General features: G+C 60.9%; 27 protein-coding genes and 1 riboswitch. Of the genes, 5 read left to right on the top strand and 22 right to left on the bottom strand.

Annotation, left to right across the window (positions count from 1 at the left end):
* Positions 1-87: 87 nt before the first annotated feature.
* On the top strand, positions 88-639 hold the full coding sequence (locus tag L8H52_RS06460; RefSeq protein WP_242206566.1) for a GNAT family N-acetyltransferase: 552 nt from the start codon (positions 88-90) through the stop codon (positions 637-639).
* Here L8H52_RS06460 and L8H52_RS06455 read toward each other — a convergent pair.
* The 11 genes from L8H52_RS06455 to phnD form a co-directional block, all read right to left on the bottom strand.
* Positions 578-1,342, bottom strand: a complete 765-nt coding sequence (locus L8H52_RS06455; RefSeq protein WP_242206131.1) for an ABC transporter ATP-binding protein — start codon at positions 1,340-1,342, stop codon at positions 578-580. The two genes, L8H52_RS06460 and L8H52_RS06455, sit on opposite strands and share 62 nt — an antisense overlap.
* On the bottom strand, positions 1,339-2,343 hold the full coding sequence (locus L8H52_RS06450) for an iron ABC transporter permease (protein WP_242206563.1): 1,005 nt from the start codon (positions 2,341-2,343) through the stop codon (positions 1,339-1,341). Before L8H52_RS06450 ends, L8H52_RS06455 begins: the two co-directional genes overlap by 4 nt.
* Before the next feature lie 8 nt (positions 2,344-2,351).
* Positions 2,352-3,365 carry an ABC transporter substrate-binding protein gene (locus L8H52_RS06445; RefSeq protein WP_242206129.1) on the bottom strand — a complete coding sequence of 338 codons (1,014 nt, stop codon included), beginning with the start codon at positions 3,363-3,365 and terminating at the stop codon, positions 2,352-2,354.
* Positions 3,366-3,508: 143 nt separating this feature from the next.
* A riboswitch (cobalamin riboswitch) is annotated at positions 3,509-3,703 on the bottom strand.
* 42 nt (positions 3,704-3,745) lie between these two features.
* A complete protein-coding gene (locus L8H52_RS06440; protein WP_242206128.1) occupies positions 3,746-4,681 on the bottom strand; it encodes a Ppx/GppA family phosphatase in 936 nt (311 codons plus the stop codon).
* Between the two features lie 277 nt (positions 4,682-4,958).
* On the bottom strand, positions 4,959-5,786 hold the full coding sequence (gene phnX, locus L8H52_RS06435; RefSeq protein WP_242206125.1) for a phosphonoacetaldehyde hydrolase: 828 nt from the start codon (positions 5,784-5,786) through the stop codon (positions 4,959-4,961).
* Positions 5,787-5,864: 78 nt separating this feature from the next.
* Positions 5,865-6,734 (bottom strand): LysR substrate-binding domain-containing protein, encoded by an 870-nt coding sequence (locus L8H52_RS06430; RefSeq protein WP_242206123.1) that lies wholly within the window; start codon positions 6,732-6,734, stop codon positions 5,865-5,867.
* A gap of 10 nt (positions 6,735-6,744) precedes the next feature.
* Entirely contained in the window at positions 6,745-8,040 is a 1,296-nt protein-coding gene (locus L8H52_RS06425) for an MFS transporter (RefSeq protein WP_242206121.1), read from the bottom strand.
* A 131-nt stretch (positions 8,041-8,171) separates the two neighbouring features.
* Positions 8,172-9,263 (bottom strand): iron-containing alcohol dehydrogenase PsrA, encoded by a 1,092-nt coding sequence (psrA, locus tag L8H52_RS06420; protein WP_242206120.1) that lies wholly within the window; start codon positions 9,261-9,263, stop codon positions 8,172-8,174.
* A 110-nt stretch (positions 9,264-9,373) separates the two neighbouring features.
* The gene (gene phnE / locus L8H52_RS06415; protein ID WP_242206118.1) at positions 9,374-10,192 is read right to left on the bottom strand and encodes a phosphonate ABC transporter, permease protein PhnE; all 819 of its coding nucleotides are present in this window, start codon (positions 10,190-10,192) and stop codon (positions 9,374-9,376) included.
* A gap of 2 nt (positions 10,193-10,194) precedes the next feature.
* Positions 10,195-10,986: a phosphonate ABC transporter ATP-binding protein gene (phnC, locus tag L8H52_RS06410; protein ID WP_242206116.1), complete on the bottom strand. Its 792-nt coding sequence runs from the start codon at positions 10,984-10,986 to the stop codon at positions 10,195-10,197.
* Positions 10,983-11,849 (bottom strand): phosphonate ABC transporter substrate-binding protein, encoded by an 867-nt coding sequence (gene phnD / locus L8H52_RS06405; protein WP_242206115.1) that lies wholly within the window; start codon positions 11,847-11,849, stop codon positions 10,983-10,985. Before phnD ends, phnC begins: the two co-directional genes overlap by 4 nt.
* A 109-nt stretch (positions 11,850-11,958) precedes the next feature.
* Here phnD and L8H52_RS06400 point away from each other — a divergent pair, with 109 nt between their 5' ends.
* From L8H52_RS06400 to map, 3 genes are all read left to right on the top strand, one after another.
* Complete coding sequence (locus L8H52_RS06400; protein ID WP_242206114.1) at positions 11,959-12,816, top strand: LysR substrate-binding domain-containing protein; 858 nt, start codon at positions 11,959-11,961, stop codon at positions 12,814-12,816.
* A 64-nt stretch (positions 12,817-12,880) separates the two neighbouring features.
* Positions 12,881-13,108, top strand: a complete 228-nt coding sequence (locus L8H52_RS06395; protein ID WP_003225727.1) for a ParD-like family protein — start codon at positions 12,881-12,883, stop codon at positions 13,106-13,108.
* Positions 13,105-13,896, top strand: coding sequence for a type I methionyl aminopeptidase (gene map, locus L8H52_RS06390; RefSeq protein WP_242206113.1), 792 nt, complete (start codon positions 13,105-13,107; stop codon positions 13,894-13,896). Before L8H52_RS06395 ends, map begins: the two co-directional genes overlap by 4 nt.
* A gap of 200 nt (positions 13,897-14,096) precedes the next feature.
* Here map and L8H52_RS06385 read toward each other — a convergent pair whose 3' ends face one another.
* From L8H52_RS06385 to ribBA, 5 genes are all read right to left on the bottom strand, one after another.
* Positions 14,097-15,251 (bottom strand): ABC transporter ATP-binding protein, encoded by a 1,155-nt coding sequence (locus tag L8H52_RS06385; protein ID WP_242206112.1) that lies wholly within the window; start codon positions 15,249-15,251, stop codon positions 14,097-14,099.
* Between the two features lie 16 nt (positions 15,252-15,267).
* Complete coding sequence (locus L8H52_RS06380; protein WP_007918021.1) at positions 15,268-16,077, bottom strand: ABC transporter permease; 810 nt, start codon at positions 16,075-16,077, stop codon at positions 15,268-15,270.
* A gap of 6 nt (positions 16,078-16,083) precedes the next feature.
* Positions 16,084-17,031, bottom strand: coding sequence for an ABC transporter permease (locus L8H52_RS06375; protein ID WP_242206562.1), 948 nt, complete (start codon positions 17,029-17,031; stop codon positions 16,084-16,086).
* Positions 17,028-18,053: an ABC transporter substrate-binding protein gene (locus tag L8H52_RS06370; protein ID WP_242206111.1), complete on the bottom strand. Its 1,026-nt coding sequence runs from the start codon at positions 18,051-18,053 to the stop codon at positions 17,028-17,030. Before L8H52_RS06370 ends, L8H52_RS06375 begins: the two co-directional genes overlap by 4 nt.
* Before the next feature lie 375 nt (positions 18,054-18,428).
* Entirely contained in the window at positions 18,429-19,538 is a 1,110-nt protein-coding gene (gene ribBA, locus L8H52_RS06365) for a bifunctional 3,4-dihydroxy-2-butanone-4-phosphate synthase/GTP cyclohydrolase II (RefSeq protein WP_242206109.1), read from the bottom strand.
* A gap of 68 nt (positions 19,539-19,606) precedes the next feature.
* On the opposite strand from ribBA, the gene L8H52_RS06360 reads away from it, so the two are divergent.
* The gene (locus L8H52_RS06360) at positions 19,607-19,903 is read left to right on the top strand and encodes a DUF1330 domain-containing protein (protein ID WP_242206108.1); all 297 of its coding nucleotides are present in this window, start codon (positions 19,607-19,609) and stop codon (positions 19,901-19,903) included.
* A 114-nt stretch (positions 19,904-20,017) separates the two neighbouring features.
* On the opposite strand, the gene L8H52_RS06355 is transcribed toward L8H52_RS06360, so the two are convergent.
* The 6 genes from L8H52_RS06355 to L8H52_RS06330 form a co-directional block, all read right to left on the bottom strand.
* Complete coding sequence (locus tag L8H52_RS06355) at positions 20,018-20,581, bottom strand: NUDIX hydrolase (protein ID WP_242206107.1); 564 nt, start codon at positions 20,579-20,581, stop codon at positions 20,018-20,020.
* 1 nt (position 20,582) lies between these two features.
* Complete coding sequence (locus L8H52_RS06350; RefSeq protein ID WP_242206106.1) at positions 20,583-21,335, bottom strand: GntR family transcriptional regulator; 753 nt, start codon at positions 21,333-21,335, stop codon at positions 20,583-20,585.
* 42 nt (positions 21,336-21,377) lie between these two features.
* A complete protein-coding gene (locus L8H52_RS06345) occupies positions 21,378-21,782 on the bottom strand; it encodes a carboxymuconolactone decarboxylase family protein (protein WP_034155594.1) in 405 nt (134 codons plus the stop codon).
* Between the two features lie 132 nt (positions 21,783-21,914).
* Complete coding sequence (locus tag L8H52_RS06340) at positions 21,915-22,400, bottom strand: flavin reductase family protein (protein ID WP_007917997.1); 486 nt, start codon at positions 22,398-22,400, stop codon at positions 21,915-21,917.
* Positions 22,401-22,412: 12 nt separating this feature from the next.
* Entirely contained in the window at positions 22,413-23,894 is a 1,482-nt protein-coding gene (locus tag L8H52_RS06335) for an aldehyde dehydrogenase (protein WP_242206103.1), read from the bottom strand.
* Complete coding sequence (locus L8H52_RS06330; protein WP_008088048.1) at positions 23,891-24,724, bottom strand: alpha/beta fold hydrolase; 834 nt, start codon at positions 24,722-24,724, stop codon at positions 23,891-23,893. Before L8H52_RS06330 ends, L8H52_RS06335 begins: the two co-directional genes overlap by 4 nt.
* Positions 24,725-24,741: the final 17 nt, after the last annotated feature.

Below are 24,741 nucleotides of genomic sequence, written 5' to 3'. Positions count from 1 at the left end.
TTTTGGGCAAGTCATGAAATTCTGGATGGCCTCACGGGACCTGTTATTGCTAATGTGACCAGCCGCATCCTAGGTGTTTGCCGCTACGTGAATCATCAATACATCATTCAGGCCGTGTCAGACGCCGACATTCCTGAAGTTCTTGATTTTGTTCTAAAGGCCCGCGCCGAACTTTTCCCCAAGCTCAGCGCGACCGGCATGCCCGACGATCTGGCGCGCTTTGCCGAGGTTTATCTGCGTGGGGCAGGGCGCTTTCTGATTGCTCGCCATGAAGGGCAGATCGTTGCCTCCATCGGCTATCTCGCCTATGACCGGCGCTTCCGGCACTTGCTCTATCCGGACCTTAAGGTGGTGGAAATCGTCCGTCTGTTTGTCCTGCCATCGCAGCGCCGCTCAGGTCTGGCCGGTTCGCTATATCGATCAATCAAGGATCTGGCACTCGCCAACGAAGTAGAGGTGATCTACCTGCACACCCATCCGTTTTTACCGGGCGCCATCGCGTTCTGGCAGCGACAGGGTTTCGAGATTGTCGACGTCGACGCTGACCCGGTGTGGCAGACCACACACATGCACAGCCTCATGAGTGAAATCGAAGAATCTGCGCCCCATCGAACGGGTCCGTCAGATAGTGCGCCCTGACGCCGAAGGTCTCCTGTAACCGCTGCGGTGTCAGCACCGCCAACGGTTCGCCCAACGCTACCAGCCGCCCGCGCTCCAGCACTGCCAGGCGATCACACTTCAGCGCCTGATTGAGATCATGCAAAGCGATCAGCGTGGTCACCGGCAACGCCTGCACGACGTTGAGAATGGTCAGTTGATGCTGAATGTCGAGGTGATTGGCCGGCTCATCCAACAGTAGAATTTGCGGGCGCTGCGCCAATGCCCGGGCAATGTGTACCCGTTGCCGCTCGCCGCCGGACAGGCTGCGCCACAGACGCGTGCGCAGGTGCATTGCGTCAACGTCGGTCAGCGCCTGCTGAACAATCGCGTCGTCGGCCGCCGACCACGGTTGCAGCGCCGACAGCCAAGGCGTGCGCCCCAGTGCCACCGCATCGAACACGCGAATGCCGTCGTCGGTATCGGCCTGTTGTTCGACCACCGCAAGCTTTTGCGCAATGCTGCGCCGGGCCATTTTGCCGAGGCGCTGCCCTTCAAGCAGCACCTCGCCAGCGCTCGGTTCGCGCAATCCGGCCAGCAATTTCAACAGGGTAGATTTACCCGAACCATTCGGCCCGACGATGCCCAGTGTTTCGCCGCGCTGCACCTCAAGGCTGACACCGTTGAGCAACTCGGCGCCGCGCACCTTGAAGGTCAACCCGGAGCAACTCAGAACACTGTTCATCGCGCTGATCTCCGACCCACCAGAATCAGGGCAAACACTGGCGCGCCGACCAGTGCGGTAATCACTCCGACCGGAATCACCTGACCCTTGATCAGCGTCCGCGACAGCACATCAGCGGCAATCAGAAACACCGCGCCGCCCAATGCACTGGCCGGTAGCAACCGCGCGTGACCGGTGCCGAGCAACAGCCGCGCCGCGTGGGGGATCACCAGACCGACAAAACCGATCGAGCCGACAATCGACACCATCACTGCCGTCACCAGCGCCGCGCAGCCAATCAGCAGAATCTGTACGCGGCGCACCGGAATACCGAGGGATGCCGCCGAGTCCGCACCAAAGGTAAACGCATCCAGCGCGCGCCGATGCCACAGACACACGACCAACCCGAACACGGCCACCGGCACCGCCAGCCATACCGACGGCCAGCGCACGCCGCCAAGATTGCCCAGCAGCCAGAACATGATTCCGCGTGCCTGCTCGGAGCTGGCCGAGCGGGTAATCAGAAACGCCGTGAGCGCGTTGAACAACTGCGAGCCGGCGATCCCGGCGAGAATGATTTGCCCGGTACCGCTCGCCGAGCCGCTGACCCGCGCCAACAGAATCACCAGCACAAACGCTGTCACTGCGCCGGCGAAGGCACCGACGGATAACGAGATCATTCCGGCGCCCACCCCGAGCAACGCCACCATCACCGCCCCGGTCGAAGCGCCGGCAGAAATCCCCAGCAGATACGGATCGGCTAACGGGTTGCGCAGCAACGACTGCAGAATCACCCCGCACGTCGCCAGACCGGCACCGCACGCGGCCGCGACCAGTGCGCGGGTCAGGCGGTAGTTCCAGACGATGCCTTCATCGATAGGATCCAGCGCGTACCCGGCGCCCCACAATTTGTTCGCCAGCACTTGCACGACCACGCCCGGTTCAATCGAGGTTTCACCGATGGCCACGCCAGCAACCACGGCAATCAACAGCGTCGCCAGGGCCAGCAACGTACGGATCAGGCTGGCACTCATTGCGACAGGTCATAGCCGTTGATGGCCGTGGCCAGTTGCTCGATGCCATCGAACATGCGCAGGCTCGCCTGCATGGCCATGGCATCAAGAATGATGATGCGGTTGTGTTTCACCGCGTCCATGTTGCGCGTCACCGGGTCGCTGCGCAGGAAGGCGAGTTTCTTTTCATAGTCGTCAGCGGGGAAGCGTCGGCGATCCATGCGCGCGATGACGAGGAAAGTCGGGTTGGCCTTGGCGATGGTTTCCCAGCCGACCGTTGGCCACTCTTCATCGGACTCGACCACGTTGCGCACGCCGAGGGTGCTGAGCATGAAGTCGGGAATGCCTTTGTGCCCGGCCACGAATGGCTCGATGTCCATTTGCGCGCTGGAGAACCACACCAGTGCGCTGGCGTCCTTCAGCTTTTTGCCTTGGGCGGTGGCAATCGAATGGGCGAGGCTGGCCTTGAGTTGGTCGTTGAGCTGCTGGCCACGCTCCTGCACATCGAAGATCTGCGCCAGTTGGCTTACGCTCTTGTAAATCGTGTCGATGCGAAACGGCGCCAGTCGCGTACCGTCGGCGCCGACCAGGTTGTCCTTGGCTTCGCAATCGGAAGGCAGCAGGTAGGTCGGAATCTTCAGCTCATGAAACTGCTCGCGGGTGCCGACCGCACCTTGCGGGCCGACCATCCATTCCAGCTCCACGGCGACCAGTTCCGGGCGCTTGCCGATCACCGATTCGAAACTCGGCTCGTTATCGGCCAGGCGCTGGATCTTGTCGTTCTGTGCCTTGTACTTGTCCAGCACATTGTTGAACCACAGCGAGGTGCCGACGACTGTGTCGCTCAGGCCCATGGCATAGAGCATTTCCGTGCCGGCCTGGCCGATGGTCACGGTGCGCGTCGGGGCGTGCTGGAAGGTCAGGCTGCTGCCGCAGTTTTCCACCGTCAGTGGATAGACAGTCGGTGCCGCCTGCGCCATGGCGCCAAGGCTCAGGCCGGTGATCAGGGTGGCGATGCGGGGCAGCAGCATGGGGCAGTCTCCAGGGGAACCGTACGGGGAGCGGGAGAGTACGGTCTGGAAACACACCATCGAACGCGGTCAGGAAAACAGCGCAAGGCCGGGCATCAAGCGTTGATGCGCACGGCACGATGTCCTTCCCGGACACCCCGCCGGTTAGTAGTCACTGTGCCGGCAGGTCTCCTGACTGATGCGTCATCGCCTGGCTCCGGCCTTCCCGGGTTTTACCCAGTGGCAGTCGTGGAGCAGGCTCGGCACCTACAGTTGCGGGGGCAGTTCCGATCAGTGCTGAGCAAGCACCTCGGATTCCCTATTAGTCCCGTTCGGGAACCGACGGCGGCATGGTAGTCGATCGAGCCGCTGAAAGGGAGACGAATCTGCCTTGGCGAGGATTAGTGCTGGCTCATCAAACCGTGCAACACGCCTAAACGCAGGCCCGGTTCGGAGGGCAGCATTTGTGCGATGCCGAACACTTTGAAGGCGGCCAGCATCAACACCAGACCGCCGGGCAGAATGCTCTGGCGATGAGGTTGCAGCCCGGCCAGTTTCAGTTGCTGGACGTTGTTCACCTTCAGCAGAAGCAACGACAGGCGCAGGAGCCCGCCGTAGGTGATGCCGTCCTGGCCGAAGTCGTTGAGACGATTGGCCTTGAGCACTTTGGCGAGCATGCGCGCGGTGCCGGAAGAGCCTATGGTTTGCTGCCAGCCTTGAGCGCGATAGCGCCGGGCAACCTTTTCAAACTGCAGGATGGCGAAACGTTCGGCTTCCTGTAACGCAGCGGCGGACAGGTCGCCGCCGCGAAAGAAGCGTGTGCTCAAGGTGCCGCTGCCGATGGCGATGCTTTCGGTGAGCAACGGCTGCGCGCCCTGGCCGAGGATCAGCTCGGTGGAACCGCCGCCGATGTCGACCACCAGGCGCAGGTCTTCAGCGCTCGGCAAGGCATGAGTCACGCCGGCGTAGACCAGCCGCGCCTCTTCATGGCCGCAAATGACGTCAATGGGAAAGCCCAGATGCCGTTCGGCACTGGCGAGAAACAGCTGCGCATTGTCCGCCTCACGCACCGCGCTGGTGGCCACCGCGCGCACCCGGCCGGCCTCGAAACCGCGCAGTTTCTTGCCGAACCGCGCCAACGCCTGCCAGCCGCGATCCAGTGCCAGTGCATCCAGCGCACCACCGTCAAAGCCCTCGGCGAGGCGCACCGGTTCGCGCAGGGTTTTCACTTCCTGAATCTGCAAGCCCTTTCGACTGCGCACTGACTGGCCGATCATCAGGCGAAAGGCATTCGAACCCAGGTCGATGGCGGCAAACAGCGAGGCGTCGTCTTTCATGGGAATCCTTGCAAAGCACCCGTCGGGAGGCGCGAGACGGTTTGCGAGGATTCTGCCGTGATCTTGATGACATCCTGATGACGGGGCAGTGGCGGTTCAATGAATGTGTGGCTGTCATGACACTGTCATTATCCGGCGTCTATGCTGAGGCCAATACATCGCGTGTTCTTAAAGTTTTTGCTGCCAGTTTTGGCAGCTTTTTTTTGCCCGCGATTTGGCCCCTGATCGTTCCCACGCTCTGCATGGGAACGATCAGCGCGGAGGGGGGGACGATCAATCAGCAGGACTGCGGGGTTTCGCCGCGCGCCAGACGCGCATTGATGTCTTCGATCACTTCGGGCAACTCGGCGATGGTGTCGATCAGGTAGTGCGGGCGCGAGGGGGCGAACATCTTGCCGATCCGCGCACGCTCTTCCGCCAGCCGATCCGACGGCAACGCCTTGTATTGCTCATAGGTCAGGCCCAGTGCATTGCCGGAGCAGGTCAACGCCACCGTCCACATGCCGGCGGCGCGCCCTTCGAGAATCCCCGGCCAAGTGTCATCAACCTTGACGCACGCCGCCACGTCATCGATGCCCAAAGCAATCACGTTAGCCAGCGCCTGCGCCGGATGCGGCCGGCCATTCGGCACTTCATCGGTGGCGACGACATGGTCGGCGATGTAGCCATTTACCCGCGCCAATTCGACAACCTTGGCCATCACCACCGCCGGATAACCGGAGCACGAACCGATTTTCAAACCCTTGTTGCGCAACGCCGCAATCGCCTCGAGCGCGCCCGGGATCAACGCCGAATGCAGGGCGATTTTCTCGATCTGCAACGGCATGAAGCGCTCGTAGATTGCCGTGACATCGTCGTCACTCGGCAAGCGATCAAACGCTGCACGATAGCGTTCAGCGATCTGCGGCAGGTTGCACAGCGTGCGAATGTGATCCCACTTGCCCATGCCCATCGGGCCGCGCGCTTCTTCCAGCGACACCGCGACGCCGAACTCGGCAAAGGCTTCGACAAAGATCTGCGTCGGCGCAAACGAGCCGAAATCGACAACGGTGCCGGCCCAGTCAAGGATCGCGGCTTGCAGATGAGTCGGTTGCTTGTATTGCATTGTCAATCTCCGTTTTCGGGTAAGCGTGGGCCGTCCCTCGGCAATGAGGTAGGCGGTTTCAAGGTTCGATTTTGCTGATCAGCTCAGCGGTGGATTCGAATCAAACAGTTCGGCAATCACCGGTCGGTTCCTGCGGATGCCAAGGCAGCACAGGTGGTATTCGATAAAGAACGGGTGGTCGACAAAGGTGATCGGCGTGGTGCCCGGGGTTTCGGCGTACTCGACGGCCGAGACAAACCCGATACCGATGCCTTTGACGATCGCGTGCACGATGGCTTCGCGGCTGTTGAGTTGCATGACGCGGTTGAGGTCGATGTCGAGGCGCTTGCAGCTTTCTTCCACCAGTTGCCGGGTGCGCGCACTTTGCTCGCGCATTACCCATTTCTCGCGGCTGATTTCGCTGATGTGAACCTGCGCCTGACTGGCCCACGGATGGTCATCGCGCACCACGGCGATGATCGGATAACGGTGATACAGCCGCGTATGGAAGCGCTCATCGAATTCCGACAAGGCCAGAATCGCCACGTCGATATCGAAGTTGAACAGCCGCGCCAGAGTGTCCTTTTCCGAGGAAAACGAAGTTTCCAGTTCGATATCCGGGTGGCGCTGCATCAGCTCATAGGTCAGGTTCATGGCAATCGGCGGCGACACCGCGCCGAGGCGCAACATGCCGTTTTTACGTTGTTTGAAACTCTGCAGCAGTTGCACCGCTTCATCTTCCTGGCCGAACAGACCTTGAGTGATTGCGTAGAGCTTGTGCCCGGCAGCGCTCATCTCGATGTAGCGGCCGCGACGATGGAACAGCTCCACCGAGAAGGTTTTCTCCAGCGCATTGACCTGCTCACTGACGGTCGGCTGGCCGACGCTGAGGTACTCCGCCGCGAGGGTGAAGCTGCCGGTTTTCGCCACCGCATGAAACGAACGCAACCACTTGTGATACTGATACATGCAAGCCCCGTCAGCGTCGAATGAACAATGCCACTGCTGCGCTGCACAGGCAGGCGCTGGTGACCACTATGAAGATGAGAGACGTGTTTGCCGTGGTGTCAAGCAAACGACCGATCATTGGCTCGGCCAGGCCGGCGAACAGGTAGGACGAGAAGTTCATGATCCCGGTCGCGGTGCCGGCACGTTTGGCGCCAACCAGATCAGGACACAGCGCCCAGAAACTCGAGGCCGGGCCGTAGACGAAGAAGCCGCAAAGGAACAGCGCCACCAGGCCGATCACGCTGTGCGGCGGCAGGCTCCACATCCACAGACTGGTCGCCGCCCCCAGCACCATATAGAGCATGATCGCCAGGTAACGCTTGGAGCCGAACAGCTTGTCCGACACCCAGCCGTTGCTCAGTGCACCGACCGCCATGCCGACGGGGAGGGCGACGGTGATCCATTTCGGATCGACCATGCTGTCGCCGCTTTTCCAGTTGGCGCCGAGAAAGTGCACCGGCACCCAGACGATCAAGCCGTAGCGCGCCGCGTTCTGGAAGCCCAGTGACAGCGCAGCGATCAGCAGCCGGGGATTCCTCAGCACGGCTTTATAGCGTTGTGCCGAGGACTCGACTTCGCCATGGGCGGCTTCTTGATGTTTGTCGTCAGCGTTGGCCACACCAGTATCGCCCACCGGTTCGAAGCCCAGATCCTGCGGCCGTTCGCGGGCGACCAGATAGAAAATGATCCCGCCGGCGAGCATCAGCAGCACCGGCAAGCGGAAGATCCAGCGCCATTCCAGTTGCAGCACTTCAAGCACGACGATGGAGGTGACGTACGACAGAATCGACGCGCAACCGGCGGCGAAGGTGTAAAAACCATAGACCTTGCCGCGCTCACCCGCTGCCCACCAATTGGCAATCAGCCGACCGCCCGGCGCCCAGCCCAAGGCCTGAAAGTAACCGTTGACGCCCCACGGCAGAATCAGGCTGGTGAAACCACCGGCAAAACTGGTCACCCAGTTGGCGCCGCAGGACAACACCGCACCCAGCGTCATGATCCGCCGGCCACCGAATTTGTCGGCGAGGTTGCCGTTGATCGCCTGACCAATCGCGTAGGCCCAGAGCATCGCCGCAGAAGCCCAACCGAGGGTTTCCTTGCTCAAACCGAACTCGGCCTGAATCCCCGGAATGGCAAAACCGAAGGTCTGCCGGCCGGTGTAGAAAAACAGGTAACAGAACATCGCCGCCAGCAGCATGCGCCACTGCGCGACCCGGAACGAGGTAGAACGTACGGCGAGACCAGGCATGGTTTGGGCACGATTCATGATCTTTTCCTTATTGTTGTGGAGTCCCGCCGTTTGTCGTCGGCGGGTGCACTCTTTTTCGGTGCGACAGGAAATCACCGCAGCGTTGTACGCCGCCGGCTGTGCGTGTGTCGTTGAGTTTTCGGGCGACGTCAGGCGGCTTGCGAACCGATGAAGTTCTTGCCGCGCGCGCCCTGCATCGCGAGCTGGATGATGTCTTCGGCATCCTTGGCCGAGACGCCGTAATCGGCGAACTCGGTTTTCACCCCGAGGCTGTGGAGGAACTCGCGCAACTGCTGTTGTGCGCTGAGCAGATCTTCGCCGAATACCCGTTGCAGGATGCGGTCACGCGTTGCGTCATGACCCCAGGCCAAGCCGAGCACCAACGGCAAGGTGAAGGAGCAGGCGATGCCGTGGGGCAAGCCATGGCGCAAGGTCATTTCATAGGAAATCGAGTGTGCCAGCGCGGTTTTGGTGTTGGAAAACGCCAGCCCGGCCTTGAGTGCGGCGAGTGCCATGCGCGTGCGCAACTCTTGGCTCGACAGATCTTTTTGCAGATGCGGCAGGCATTCGAGAATGTCTTCAATCGCAGAAATGGCGAAAGTGTCGGAGACCGGGTTGGCGTTGACGTTCCAGATCGCTTCCAGCGCGTGGGACAGCGCGTCGAGCCCGGTGGAGACGGTGACGCTGGCCGGCACGGTGAGCATCAGTTGCGGGTCGATGATCGCCACGCGCGGCCAGGTGCAATCCAGATGCAGCGAGTATTTCTTCTGGCTGGCGCTGTCCCAGATCGTCGCCCACGGCGTGACTTCGCTGCCGGTGCCGGCGGTGGTCGGCGCGGCGATCAGCTGTTTGCAACGGGCCGGGGTGAACGGTTTGCCGCTCGCCAGCAGGCTCAACAGCTCATCGAAATGGCCGGATTCGGTGCCGACGATCAATGCTTTGGCGGTGTCGATGGCGCTGCCGCCACCGACCGCGAGCACCACGTCGCAAGCAGCGGCGTGCTGCCAGAAATGCTCGTAGGTGTTGCGCAGATGGGCGACGTCGGGGTTGGGCTGAACGTCTTCGAACACGTAGACCAGGCGCTCACCGAGCAAGGCTTGCAGGCGATCGACCAGCCCCAGCCCGCGGGCCTCAGGGAAGGTGACGAGGGCCACGGTTTGCTGTTCGGTAATGGCAGCGAGGTCTTGCAGGCTGCCCCAGCCGAAACGAGTATCGACGGGGTTCTGGAAGCGGGCAGTCATGGTGGATCCTTCTTGTTGTTGTCGTGTGGCGCCATACTCAGCGCCCGTCGGCAACGGCTCAAATCGATAATTCGCAGGTTTGAATCGGCTCAGCCGATAGCAGGCCGACATCAGTGCGTCGAACCGCTCTGGATCGCCGCGCGCAGGCGACTGGAGATGGTGTCAGCGACAATCACCATGAAGGTAATGACGATGATGCAGGTCGCGGTTTCCGGGTATTTGAACAGTTTCAGGCTGCTCACCAGTTCGAAACCCAAGCCGCCGGCGCCGACCATGCCGAGCACCGTGGCCGAGCGCAGATTGACTTCGAAGCGGTACAGAATCACGGCGATCCACGCGGTGATGACCTGCGGCAAAACACCAAACACGATCACCTGCAACGGTCGCGCACCGGTCGCTTGCAGCGCTTCAATCGGGCCCTGGTCGATCTCTTCGATGCTCTCGGCGAAGAACTTGCCGAGCATGCCCAGCCCATGCAGCGCCAGCGCTAATACGCCGGGGAACGGCCCGAGGCCGACCGCCGAGACGAAGATCAGCGCGAGGATCAGTTCGTTGATGCTGCGGGTGAAATTCAGCGCCTGACGGGTGATGTGAAACACCCAGCGATTGCGGCTCAGATTGCGCGCGGCGAGAAACGACAGTGGAATCGTCAGCAACACGCCGAGCAGGGTGCCCCAAATGGCGATCTGCAAAGTCTCCACCGCTGGCGCGACCAGACGCGGAAGAATGCTCAGGTCCGGTGGGAAGGTGCGTGAAAGGAAATCACCGATCTGCGGCAATCCTGCTGCCAGTTCTCCGAGACTGAGTTGAGCACCTTGCGCGCTCCAGTTCAGTGTCCACAGCACAATCAGGACGACGGCGCCCGTAGTCAGCCAACTGCGCGGGCCACGAGGGCGATCGCCGACCCACTGATAGTTTTGCGATTGCATGTTCAAGCCCTCGAGGCAGCGCGATAGGTCAGAGTGGGCGTCGGGATGTCGGCGGAGGAGTCCGCCAATTGCCCCGGATAGATTCGCGCCAGATCGGCTTCAGTCATGCTTGACGCTTTGCCATCGAACACCAGATTGCCGTGCGCGAGGCCGACCACGCGGTCGCCGAATTCGCGGGCGTATTCGACCTGATGCAGATTGCACAGCACGGTGATGCCCAGTTCGCGGGTGGCGTCGCGCAAGTACTGCAACACCAGGCGCGCGGTTTTCGGGTCGAGGCTGGCGATCGGTTCATCGGCCAGAATCACCTGCGGCCGCTGCGCCAAGGCGCGGGCAATGCCGACGCGCTGCTTCTGCCCGCCAGACAATGAATCGGTGCGCTCACCGGCCTTGTGCGCCAGTTCGACGCGCTCGAGGCATTGCATCGCCAGCGCCACATCGTCGCGCCGGAACAGCTGCAGAATCGAGGCGAGAGTGCCGACGGAGCCTAGGCGGCCAGTCAGCACATTCTTCAACACACTCAGGCGCGGCACGACGTTGTGGTGCTGAAAAATCATCGCCACTTCACGGCGCAGAGCGCTGGTGTCGGGGCAGGCGAGGGCGTCGATACCGGCGACGTTCAGCGTGCCGCTGTCGGCCTGCGCCAAACGATTGATACAACGCAGCAAGGTCGATTTGCCAGCGCCGGACTGACCGAGCACCACGACGAATTCGCCCGCAGCGACTTCAAGGTCGATGCCGCGCAACACCGGGTTGCTGCCGTAGTGTTTGGTCAGTTGGCGGATGCTGATCATTTCATGCTCCGCAAATCGAGATCGAGCACCTTGGCGGTTTCGCGCACCACGTCATACGACGCGTCGGTGGTCGGCTGGAAGCCATTGAGCACGCCCTGATCGCCCCACGGTACGTCCTTGATCGAAGCCAGCGCGTCGGCGATTTTTTTCTTCAGTTCCGGATCGAGCGCCTTGCGCCAGACCATCGGCGACTCAGGGATCGGCTTGGAACTCCAGACGATTTCGAAGTCATCCTGCTTGACCACACCTTTGGCCACGGCGCTGGCGAAGATGCGGTCAGCCACGGCCGCCGCGTCGACTTTCTTGTTCTCGACCGCGAGGATGCTGGCGTCGTGGGAGCCGGAGAAAATCACCCGTTTGAACAGGCTGTCCGGAGCAAAACCGGCTTGCTCAAGGCCAGCCTTGGGAAACAGATGCCCGGACGCCGAACTCGGGTCGACGAACGCGAACGTATGGCCCTTGAGGTCGGCCAGCGAATGAATGCCGCTGTCCTTGCGCGCCAGAATCACGCTTTTGTACGCGCTCTGACCGGTCTTCTTGGTCACCGCCACGGAGAACGCTTCAACGTCCGCCACCGAGGTCGCCAGCACATACGAGAACGGCCCGAGGTAGGCGACGTCGAGTTTGCCCGAGCGCAGCGCTTCGATGATGCCGTTGTAGTCGGTGGCCACGAACGGCACCACCGGCATGCCGATCTTGGCCTGCAGATCGTCGAGCACCTGTTTGCTCGATTCGATCATCGCCTGGGAATCTTCCGAGGGAATCAGGCCGATGGTCAGTTTGTCCTTGGCCCAGACCTGGCTGGCGCCGAGGGCAAGTGCGGTGAGGCTGACGACACGCAGAAACTGTTTGATTGTTTTCATGGCATTCCACGGTGTGGTTGGGAGTTGCCACAGGCTAGGTCTGTCACGTGACAGTCATTCAATCAATTCAATATGCGAAACCGCAGCTAACTATTGATGGAGTCTATGGATGTCGAGCGCTAAATTGCGGGCCTTTCTCGCCGTCGCCCGTCACGGCAGTTTCAGTGCCGGGGCGCGGGCGTCAGGCTTGAGCCAGCCGACGCTGACCACGCAAGTTCAAGCCCTGGAACGTCAACACAATGTTGAGCTGTTCCATCGCCGTGGGCGGCGCATTGAATTGTCGGATGTCGGCCGGCAATTGCTGCCCATCGCTCAGCGCATCGCCTTGCTGGAGCTGGAAGCGCACAACCTGCTGCGCGACTCCGGGCGGCTCGACAGCGGCCAGCTCAAGGTCGGTGCGGTGGGGCCGTTTCATGTGATCGAAATGGTCGACAGCTATTTGCAACAGCATCCGAATATTGACGTGTCGATACGCGTGGGCAACTCGGCGCAAGTGCTGTCGGATCTGGAAAACTACGTCACCGACATTGCGGTGCTGGCCGGGCGTCAGGATGATCCGGCGTTGTGTGCGGTGCGTTATGCGCGGCACGCGATCATTCTGTTTGCGCACCATGAGCATCCACTGGCCCATCGTGGCAGCGTGCGACTGGAGGAATTGGAAGGGCAGCGTTTGTTGCAACGCGAACCCGGTTCAACTACCCGATTGGTGTTGGAGCAGGCATTGAATGCGGCGCAGGTGAAACCGCGCATCGCCATGGAAATCGGCAGCCGTGAGGCGTTGCGGGAAGCGGTGGTGCGAGGGCTCGGGTTGGGCGTGGTGTCGGAAGCTGAGTTCATTGCCGACCCGAACATCCGCACGATCAGAATCGAGGGCGAAGAGCTGTTTACCGAGACCTATCTGTACTGTCTGGCCGAGCGGCGTTCCAGTCGGCTCATCTCATCGTTTTTCGACGCGGCGCTGAGTTGATTTGCAATTTTGCGTGAGGCTTGGCTAATATACGATCCATATACACATCGTATCGGATTCATATATGGGCATCGTAAAGATTTCAGAGGACATGCACGAGAACCTGCGGATCTCCAGCAACGCCCTCAGCCGCTCGATCAACGCGCAGGCCGAGCACTGGATGCGCATCGGCATGCTCGCCGAACTGCACCCCAACCTCGACCACAGCGCCATTTGCCGCTTGCTGATCCGCGCCGAACAGAACGGTGGGCTGGATCTGCATCAACTGACTCAGGAAGCCGTCAGCGCATGAGAAACCAGATCAAGATCAACACCCCGGCCGACATCGCCCAATCGTGCGCTGCCGGCAAACTCGCCGCCGAGGTGCTGGCGATGCTGGTGCCGCATGTGAAGGCGGGCGTCACCACCGATCAGCTCGATCAACTGTGTAACGACTACATCGTCAACGTGCAGAAAGCGGTGCCGGCCAACGTCGGTTATCACGGCTTCCCGAAAACCGTCTGCGCCTCGGTCAATGACGTCGTGTGCCACGGCATTCCGTCGGGCACGCCGTTGAAGGATGGCGACATCGTCAACCTCGACATCGCGGTGATCAAGGACGGCTGGTTCGGTGATACCAGCCGCATGTACGTGGTCGGCGAGGCGACGCCTGAGGCGCAGCATCTGATCAAGACCACTTATGACGCCATGTGCGCGGGTATTAGTGTGGTGAAACCGGGCGCCACGCTGGGCGATATCGGCCATGCGATCCAGAGCCTGGCGGAGAAGGAAGGCTTCAGCGTCGTGCGCGAGTACTGCGGGCATGGCATCGGCAAGGTCTATCACGATGAGCCGCAGATTCTGCATTACGGCTTTCCCGATCAAGGGATGAAGCTCAAGGCCGGGATGATTTTTACCGTTGAACCGATGCTCAATGCCGGCAAGCGTCATGTGAAAAACATGCCGGATGGCTGGACCGTGCTGACCAAGGATGGCTCGTTGTCGGCGCAGTGGGAGCATATGGTGGCGGTGACGGAGACGGGGTTTGAAATTCTCACCGCCTGGCCGGATGAGATTGAAGGCTACCGACCCATTACTTGATACCGCGTCGTCTGTTTCCCTCACCCTAACCCTCTCCCAGAGGGAGAGGGGACTGACCGAGGTGGTCTTTCGAGGTACGCCGACTTGGGATACCGAGTCGAATTCGGGTTTCGAACAGCACGGAGATCGGCTCCCTTTCCCCCTCGCCCCCTGGGGGAGAGGGCTGGGGTGAGGGGGTAAATCTCACAGACAACACGCTATCAGTGGGCACCCGCAGCCTTGTTCAGGTCGCTTTCAGTCCACTCCGTGTAGACGCAGGCGTCAGCAGTCGCCCAGCGCACTTGCACCGGATCGCCAGCCTTGAGCGGCATGCCAGCAGCCGACAACGCTTTCACCGTCATTGATGTGCCGCCCGAAGTGACCACGCTGCACGTCTGGCTCTCACCGAGAAACAGCACTTCCACAACCTTCGCCGCAACCTCATTCCAACCCGACGGCAACGGCTCGCTGATCGCCTGCGCCACGCTCAACGCCAGTGCCTTTTCCGGCCGCACCATCAGCAACACATCCTGATCGGTGTGCAAACCAGCGGTCAGGCGAATCGACAATGACTGTCCTTCAAACGAAGCCGCCGCATTGCCCTGGGCCTTGAGCTTGAGGAAGTTCGAATTGCCCAGAAACGACGCCACAAATGCATTCGGCGGATTCTGATAAAGGTCATAACCGCTGCCCAATCCCACAATCTTGCCGTGACTGAAAATCGCGATGCGCTGCGACAAGCGCATGGCTTCTTCCTGGTCGTGGGTCACGTAAACGATGGTGATGCCCAGACGACGATGTAGTTGGCGCAGTTCATCCTGCAAATCCTCGCGCAGCTTTTTATCCAGCGCACCGAGCGGTTCGTCCATCAGCAAAATGCGCGGCTCGTAGACCAAGGCACGGGCGATGGCGACGCGTTGTTGCTGGCCGCCAGACAGTTGCGAAGGGCGGCGATGCGCGAACTGCTCGAGCTGCACCAGTTTCAACATCGCATCGACGCGCTTGTCGCGCTCGGCCGCAGCCAGTTTGCGGATCGCCAAAGGAAACGCGATGTTGTCGCGCACCGACAGATGCGGGAACAGCGAGTAGCGCTGGAACACCATGCCGATGTCACGCTTGTGCGGCGGCACATTGACCAGCGATTGACCGTTGACGAGGATCTCGCCACTGCTCGGCGTTTCAAACCCGGCGAGCATCGACAGCGTGGTGCTTTTGCCCGAGCCGCTGGAGCCGAGGAAGGTCAGGAACTCGCCGTCCTTGATGTCCAGCGAGATGTTGTCGACGGCGGCAAAGTCGCCGTAGTGCTTGTTCAGGTTGCGCAGGCTGACCAGCGGTTTGTCGTTCTGCTGGGAGGCGTCTTTGATCACGGCACTCATGTCGTACTCCTGGCGCTCAGGCGCTGATTTCGTTGCGCCGGCGCAGCGCGGCGGCGATGACCATGACCAACACCGACAAGCCGATCAGCAGCGTCGAAGCGACGGCGATCACTGGCGTAAGGTCCTGGCGCAGGGTGGTCCACATTTTCACGGGAAGGGTTTGCAGGGTCGGGCTGGCCATCATCACGCTGAGCACTACTTCGTCCCACGAAACCAGGAAGGCGAAGAGGGCGCCGGCGACCATGCCCGGACGGATCGCCGGGAAGGTCACCTTGAACACCGCTTGCAGGCGTGAAGCACCGCAGATCACCGCGGCGTCTTCAATCGACTGATCGAACAGCTTCAACGAGTTGATGATCGAGATGATGGTAAACGGCAGCGCGACAATCACATGGCTGACCACGAAGGCGAACATCGTCCCGGTGTAGCCGAGCTTGAGGAACAGCGCGTACACCGCCACGGCGATGATCACCAGCGGCACGATCATCGGCAGGGTGAACAGGCCGTAGAGCATTTCCCTACCAGGAAAACGTCCGCGCACCAGCGCAAATGCAGTCGGCAAACCGAGGGCCACGGCGCAGATCGTGGTCAGCACGGCAACCTTGAGACTGGCCGCTGCGGCGTTCATCCAGTCGGGGTTGGAGAAAAACTGGCCGTACCATTTCAGCGTCCAGCCCGGTGGCGGAAACACCAGCCACTGCGAGGAGCCGAACGACAGCAGCACGATAAAGACGATCGGCAACAGCAGGAACAGACCGATCAGCCCGGTGGTGGCATACAAGCCGAAACGCATGCGCCGGCTCATCGCATTGGGGGTCAGGAGCATGTCGGCTTACCTCGCGTTACTGGCGCCAACCGGGGATTCCGGCTGAAGCTTCAGGTAGAAGTAGAACAGCACCAAAGTGATCGCGATCAGCAACGCGGCGCCGGCACTGGCCAGGCCCCAGTTGAGGAACGATTGCACCTGCTGAATGATGAACTCCGGCAGCATCATGTTCTGCGCGCCGCCGAGCAGCGCCGGGGTCACGTAGTAACCGAGCGACATCACGAACACCATCAAGCCACCGGAGGCCAGACCCGGCCGGCACAGCGGCAGGAACACCCGGAAGAAGTTGGTCCACGGACTGGCGCCGCAAATCGAGCCGGCCTGCAGAATCATCGGATCGATGGCCTGCATCGTCGCCTGCAACGGCAGCACGATGAACGGGATCATGATGTAGCTCATGCCGATCACCACGCCGGTGAGGTTGTGCACCATCTCCAGCGGCTGATCGATGATGCCCATTGCCATCAACGCCTTGTTGATCACGCCGGACGCTTGCAGCAACACCAGCCACGAATAGGTGCGCGCGAGCAGGCTGGTCCACATCGACAGCAGCACGATGTTGAGAATCCAGCGACCCCAGCCGCGCGGCACCAGAGTGATCGCCCAAGCCAGCGGAAAGCCCAGCAGCAGGCTGAACAGCGTCACCAGCCCGGCCACCGAAAAGGTGTTGAGCAGCACGCGGGCATAGGCCGAATTGGCGAACAACTGTTCATAGTTGCCAAGGCCCGGCGTCGGTTCGAGCACGCCGCGCAGCAGCAGGCCAATCAACGGCGCGAGAAAGAACAGGCCGATGAACAGCAGCGCCGGGGCAAGGTTGCCGGCGCCGCGCCAGCGTTGTCTGAGGGACGGGGCTTGCTGCATCGCAACCGCCTGTGTTCCGTGGGCCGAACCGGCAGCGCAGCTAGCGCTCCCGGTGGCAGTGGAGGGACGGGACGCGGTGGCCGCCATTTTCATTTGACCAGCCATTCGTTCCACCGTGTCGCGATGGCCTGGCCGTTTTTGGCCCAGTACGCGAAATCAAGAGTGATCTGATCCTTAGCGTAGGCAGTCGGCAGGTTGGGGGCCAGCGTCGAATCCAGACGCTCCAAACTGTCGAGGTTGACCGGGGCGTAGGCGGTCAGATTGGAGAAGTCGGCCTGGCCTTTGGCGCCACTGGCATTGGCGAGAAACTTCATCGCCGCGTCCTTGTTTTTCGAGCCCTTCGGAATCACCAGAATGTCGGCCATGACCAGGTTCTGTTTCCAGCTCACGCCGACCGGTGCACCGTCTTCTTGCAGGGCGTGAATGCGACCGTTCCAGAACTGGCCCATGCTCGCTTCACCGGACGCCAGCAGTTGCTGCGACTGCGCGCCGCCGCCCCACCAGACGATGTCTTTCTTGATGGTGTCGAGTTTCTTGAAGGCGCGATCCAGATCCAGCGGGTAGAGCTTGTCAGCCGCTACGCCGTCGGCCAGCAGCGCCAGTTCGAGCACGCCAGGGCTTGGCCATTTGTACAGGGCGCGTTTGCCGGGGTAGGTTTTGGTGTCGAACAGCGCGCTCCAGTCCTGCGGCTTGCTGGCGCCGAGTTTGCCCTCGTTGTAGCCGAGGACGAAGGAGAAGAAGAACGAGCCGACGCCGTAATCGCTGACGAAACGCGGGTCGATCTTGTCGCGCTGGATCACTTTGAAATCGAGGGGTTCGAGCAGGCCTTCAGCGGCGGCGCGCAGAGCGAAGTCGGCTTCGACATCGACCACGTCCCACTGCACGTTGCCGCTCTCGACCATGGCTTTGAGTTTGCCGTAGTCGGTCGGCCCGTCCTGCACGACGGTGATGCCGCTGGCCTTGCTGAACGGATCGGCCCAGGCCTGTTTCTGCGCATCCTGGGTGCTTCCGCCCCAGCTGACGAAGTTCACGCTTTCGGCAGCCATTGCAGCCTGGCCGGTGACGCTGAGCAGTCCCGCAAAAAAGATCGCGGTTGCAGCTTTGTTCAACACCATTTTTACGCCCTCATTGTTGTGTTTTTGAGCGGGCTTGCGTTGTTGCCCGCCTGTCGGGAGCAGTAGCTGGACGTTCGTAGGAGTGTCCGGTCTATGGAATATCATATTATGGTATTCCAAACTTTGTGCAAGCACTTTGCCTTACCGGTTATCTGGCGAATCTGGTTTTTTGAAATGTTTGGTTTGAGAGATGTGAAGAAATTTTAGATCCAGCCCCTCACCCCAGCCCTCTCCCAATAGGAGAGGGGGAAAGGGAGCAGATCTTTGTGCTGTTCAAAATCTGAGTTCGACTCGGTATCTCAGGTCGGCGTATAGCGACTAAACACCTCGGTCAGCTCCCTCTCCCTCCGGGAGAGGGCTGGGGTGAGGGCAGCTTTATTCAGTGAACGGAATACTTTCGACCACCTCCAGGTCATACCCGGTCAGGCCAGCGTATTTCAGAGGAGGGCCCAGGTGCCGCAGCTTGCCAACCCCCAGATTCTGCAAAATCTGCGCCCCAGTCCCCACTTCCGAATAAATCCGCGATTGCGAACGGCTGAACTGCCGAGGCGGCTGAGTCAATTGCGGCACGCGCTCCAGCAACGCCTGCGACGATTCATGATTGGCCAGCACCACCACAACCCCATGCCCCTCAGCAGCGACCCGTTGCAACGCCGCCCACAGCGTCCAGTTCGTCGGCCCGCTATATTCCGCGCCAACCAGATCCCGCAGCGGATCGATCACATGCACGCGCACCAGCGTCGGTTCTTCACGGCGTAAATCGCCCATGACCATCGCCATGTGCACGCCGCCCTCGATGCGGTCCTCAAAGGTGATCAGGCGAAAGGTGCCATGCACCGTCGGCAATTCACGTTCGCCAATCCGTTCGATGGTGTGCTCGGTGCTCAGCCGATAGTGAATCAGGTCGGCGATGGTGCCGATCTTGATCCCGTGCTTGCGCGCAAACACTTCCAGATCCGGGCGACGGGCCATGGTGCCGTCGTCGTTCATCACCTCGACAATCACCGAGGCCGCTGTGAACCCGGCCAGACGCGCCAGATCGCAACCCGCTTCGGTATGCCCGGCGCGGGTCAGCACGCCACCTTCCTTGGCCCGCAGCGGAAAGATATGGCCCGGTTGCACCAGGTCTTCCGCGCGGGCGTTCGGGGCGACGGCAGCGGCAACGGTGCAGGCGCGATCCGCCGCCGAAATGCCGGTTGTCACGCCAACCGCCGCTTCGATCGACACGGTAAACGCGGTGCTGAACACGCTGCCATTGGCCGGGACCATTTGCTCCAGGCCCAAACGCTGGCAGTGGTCGTCGGTGAGCGTTAGGCAAATCAGCCCGCGCGCTTCGCGGGCCATGAAGCTGATCGCCTCAGGCGTGCAACGGTCGGCGGCCAGCAACAGGTCGCCTTCATTTTCGCGGTCTTCGTCATCGACCAGCAAAACCATTTTGCCGAGACGATAATCTTCGATGATTTCTTCGATGCTGTTGAAGGCCATGCTGGACTCTCAGGGTTCGTTGGAAATATATTGGTATACCATAATACAAAATCAACAAAGAGGTCACTATGAAGGCGTACTGGATTGCTCATGTGGATATAGCCGATACCGATCACTACAGCCAATACACCCAGCGCGCACCGGCGGCGTTTGCCGAATTCGGTGCGAAGTTTCTGGCCAGAGGCGGGCGCAGCGAGGCGATGGAAGGGCGCCAGACGCCGCAGCGCAGCGTGGTGATCGAGTTCGAGAGTTACGAAAAAGCCGTGGCGTGCTACCACTCGGCGGCGTATCAGGAAGCGAAAAGTTATCGCGAAGAATGGGCGAGGGCGGAAATCATCATCGTTGAAGGCATCGCCCCAATTTAAGCAACACCACGTCCCCCTGTGGGAGCGAGCCTGCTCGCGAAGGCGTCGATACAAATGTTGAATGAACGACCGCTTTCGCGAGCAGGCTCGCTCCCACAGGGGGATAGGTGGTGATCAGCGGATAAAGTGAATCTTGCCGCTATCGTCATTGCCCATATAAATCCCGTACACCCCAGCCTGGCGCTCTTCGATATAGCGCTCGAGAATCTGCCGGATCGCCGGGTAATAGATCTGTTCCCACGGGATCTCTTCCGGCGCGAAGAATTTGTAATCCATGGTCTCCGGCCCGTACTGCCCGGTGATCTCCAGCGCGATCGCACGGAAGATGATGTACACCTCGCTGATCTTCGGCACGCTGAAAATCGAGTACGGCGAGACGATTTCCGCGCGCACGCCGCTTTCTTCCCAGACTTCGCGGACCGCCGCTTGCTCGGTGGTTTCGCCGCTTTCCATGAAGCCGGCCGGCAGCGTCCAGGTGCCCGGGCGCGGTGGGATCGCCCGTTGGCACAGCAGGTATTTGCCGTCCTGCTCGATGATGCAGCCGGCAATGATCTTCGGATTGACGTAGTGGATGTAGCCGCAGCCGCGACACATCAGGCGCTCGTGCGTATCGCCCGCCGGTATCTGCTGACCGAGGTCAGGGCCACCGCATTTCGGGCAATAGCTCGGGCTGAACATATCAGTTACCTATACGGGGTTCTTTCAAGGCGATCGGCAGGGTGATTGGCGGGGTAGCACCAGTCTCTTCCTGCTTGCGCTTGAGGTAATCGAGGGCCACGGCAGCAGCGGCGCGAACGTGGTCGACACAGGCCTGATGCGCCGCCAGCGGATCGCCGCTTTTGATCGCCTCGACCATTTTTTCCATTTCGTGGTTACTCGCGCCGCGACGGTTTTCCTGCGACACCGAGGTCGCGCGCAGGTAGCTGATGCGTGCCTGCAACTGACGCAACTGAGTCGCCGCGACATGGTTGCCCGAGCCTTCGAGCAGCACGTCGTAGAAGCCCTGCACCGAGTCGATCACCTGTTGCAGTTCGCCGTCCTTGAGCGCCTTGCGGTTGTCGTCGAGGGCTTTTTCCAGGGCTTTGATGTCCTTGGCCTTGGCGCGCAGGGTGAACAGCTGCACGATCAAACCTTCCAGCACGCAACGCAATTCGTAGATATCGACGGCGTCGGCCAAGGTGATGATGGCGACACGCGGACCTTTGGCATCGGCGAACTCGACCAGGCCTTCGGATTCGAGGTGACGCAGGGCTTCACGCACAGAGGTGCGGCTGACACCCAGGCGATCGCACAGATCGCGTTCGACCAGACGATCCCCTGGCATGAGCTGGAAATTCATGATCGCGCTACGCAGTTTATCCAGCACGATTTCGCGCAGGGTAACGGGGTTGCGATTGACCTTGAAGCTGTCGTCGAGTGGCTGGCGTTTCATGGGGTCCGCTCTTTCGGTTGGCTGTCCATGCCAGACGGGCATCTAAACAGCCGAGGGGTTGACTGAGGCTTCGGCGTCGGCTTCGGCAAACGCTTCACGGGCCAGCCGGAAACTGTCCACGGCTGCCGGAACGCCGCAATAAATGCCGACCTGAAGCAGAATTTCGCGTATTTGCTCACGACTCAGGCCGTTACGCAAGGCGCCGCGCACATGCAGCTTGAGTTCGTGCGGGCGGTTAAGCGCCGAGATCATCGCCAGGTTGATCATGCTGCGCTCCTTGAGCGACAAACCCTCGCGGCCCCAGACATGACCCCAGCAGTATTCGGTGACCATTTCCTGGAGTGGGCGGGTGAAGTCGTCGGCGTTCTCTATCGAACGTTGCACGTAGGCTTCGCCCAATACTTGAGTGCGGATCTTCAGGCCTTTTTCGTACTTTTCGTTACTCATGAATCCTCCTCACACCACTATCCCCTGTGGGAGCGAGCCTGCTCGCGAAGGCGTCGTGTCAGTCGATGCAAATGTTGAATGATCGACCGCTTTCGCGAGCAGGCTCGCTCCCACATGGGATCTGGGTGGCAATCAGGCCAGGGTCGGCAGGGGCCCGAGCTTGCCCTTGTGGTAAATCATCGGCGTCACCGGTTGCGCGGGCAGGATCAGATTCTTCACCGCGCCAACAATGATCGCGTGATCACCACCGTCGTATTCACGCCACAACTCGCACTCGATAATCGCCGTGGCCTTGGCCAGAATCGGATTTCCGAGTTCGCTCAGATGCCACTCGATGTCCTTGGCCTTGTCCTTGCCTTTACCGGCAAACGCATAGGCCTCGGCGGTCTGGTCAGCCGACAGCAAATGGATCGCAAACTTCTTGCTGTCACGCAACACCGGATACGTGTCGGAAGCATAGTTGGGACAGAACAACACCAGCGCCGGGTCAATCGACAACGCGCTGAAGGCGCTGGCGGTAATGCCGACGATGCCGCCATCCGGGTCGAGGGTGGTGACCACCGTGACGCCGGACGGGAACGAGCTCATGACGTCTTTGTAAATGCCGGGTTCGATCATTTCGCAGGACTCCTAGCGCATCACAAACGGATCAGGCATTGGCGCCTGAGAAAGGTTGATCCACACCGTTTTCAGTTCGGTGTAGGCCAGCACCGAATCGATGCCGCTTTCGCGTCCATAGCCACTGTTCTTGAAGCCGCCGATCGGCGCCATTGCCGACACCGCGCGGTAAGTGTTGACCCAGATGATCCCCGAGCGCACATCACGAGCGAGGCGATGAGCCCGGCCCAAATCACGCGTCCAGATGCCAGCGGCAAGGCCGAACTGCGAGTCGTTGGCGATCGCCAGCGCTTCGGCTTCATCTTTGAAACGGATCACCGACGCCACCGGGCCAAAGACTTCTTCCTGCATGATCTTCATCGAATTGCGGTCGCATTCGAACAGCGTCGGCTCGTAGAACCAGCCGTCGCCGAGATCGGTCGGACGCTTGCCGCCAGTGCGCAAACGCGCGCCTTCGGCGATGGCATCAGCCACCAGACCTTCGACCACCGCCAGTTGCTGCGCGGTGGCCATCGGGCCCATCTCGCTGTTGTCTTCCTGCGGGTTGCCGATGCGGATGCGCTGGGCGCGTTCGACCAGGCGATTGACGAATTCATCGTAGATTTCGTCCTGCACCAGCAGGCGCGAACCGGATACGCAGCTCTGCCCGGACGCCGCGTAGATCCCGGCAATCGCGCCGTTGATCGCGCTGTCCAGATCGGCATCGGCGAAAATGATATTCGGTGACTTGCCGCCCAGTTCCAGCGACAGCTTGGCGAAGTTCTCGGCGCTGCTGCGCACCACATGCCGTGCCGTCGCCGCGCCGCCGGTGAAGGCGATTTTGCGGATCAGCGGATGGCGGGTGAGGGCGGCGCCGGTGCTTGGACCGTAACCGGTGACGACGTTGACCACGCCCGGCGGAATCCCGGCTTCGAGGGCCAGACGCGCTAGCTCAAGAATGGTCGCCGAGGCGTGCTCGGACGGTTTGATCACAATCGTGTTACCGGCGGCGAGGGCCGGCGCCAGTTTGATTGCGGTCAGGTACAGCGGGCTGTTCCACGGAATGATCGCGGCAACCACGCCCATCGCTTCATGCACGGTGTAGGCAAACAGGTCGGGCTTATCCAGCGGCAGCGTGCCGCCTTCAAGTTTGTCGGCCAAACCGGCGGTGTAGTGGAAGAACTCCGGCAGATAGCTGACCTGGCCACGGGTTTCGCGGATCAGCTTGCCGTTGTCGCGGCTTTCCAGCTGCGCCAGTTGTTCTTTATTTTCGGCGATCAAGTCGCCGAGACGGCGCAGCAATTTGCCGCGCGCGGTGGCAGTCAGGCCACGCCATGCCGGGCTGTCGAAAGCAATCTGTGCCGATTGCACGGCACGTTCGACGTCCGCTTCATCCGCGTCAGGCAGTTCGGCCCAGGCTTGTGCCGTGGCCGGGTTAAGGCTTTCGAAGGTTTTGCCGGAGAGGGCGTCGACCCATTCTCCGCCGATGCACATCTGGAAGCGTGCGAGTGTCATGCAACGATCCCCTTTATATGGTTTTGTCGGGAGTGTGCGAATTGGAGAAATTCCAGCAGCGTCTGATTGACCAGACGCGGCGACTCTACCGGCATCATATGCCGTTGCTCGGGCAGCACGGCAACCTTCGCACCGGGGATGCGTCGGGCCAGTTGCTCGGCCATTTCCGGGGTCGAACCCGGGTCGAGTTCGCCAGTGGCGATCAGCGTCGGCGCCTGAATGCTGCCCAGGTCGTCGGCGCGGTACATGTCTTGGGTGGCGAACAATTCGTAGGTGGTCAGGTAACCCTGAGGATCATTATTGGCGAGGGTCTGGCGCAATGCGGCGATCTGCGCCGGGTTGGCCGCCTGATATTCACGGCTGAACCAGCGTGAAAGCGCCGCTTCGGCATTGGCGTCGGGGCCATGTTCGGCCGCTTGCGCGGTTCGGGCGATGACGCCGGCACGCTGTTCTTCGCTGCGATTGAACACACTGTTCAACACCACCAGGCTTTGCAGGCGCTGCGGGTAATGCAGGGCAAAGGCCCGCGCGACCAGACCGCCCATGGAGAAACCGATCACCGCTGCCTGCGGCAGATTCAGGTGATCGAGCAGCTCCAGCAACTGATCGGCGTAACCGAGCAGGTTGGTGCCGCTGGCCGGTCGCGGGCTGGCGCCATGGCCGAGCATGTCGTAGGCGATCACTTGATATTGGCTGGACAGGCCGACAATCTGGCCGCCCCACATTTCTTTATTGAGGCCCACGCCGTGGATCAAAACCACGGGCTGGCCTTGGCCGGTCGCCAGGTAACTGGTGCCAGCCGGGGTGAGTTCAGCGGTGAGCCGAATCATGGAGCGCTCCTGCAATG

Source organism: Pseudomonas sp. CROZ-RG-20F-R04-15, assembly GCF_022662375.1.
In the GTDB taxonomy this organism is placed as follows: Bacteria; Pseudomonadota; Gammaproteobacteria; order Pseudomonadales; family Pseudomonadaceae; genus Aquipseudomonas.
Note: the sequence above shows the minus strand (reverse complement) of the source record. Positions and strands in the feature narration are given on the sequence as shown.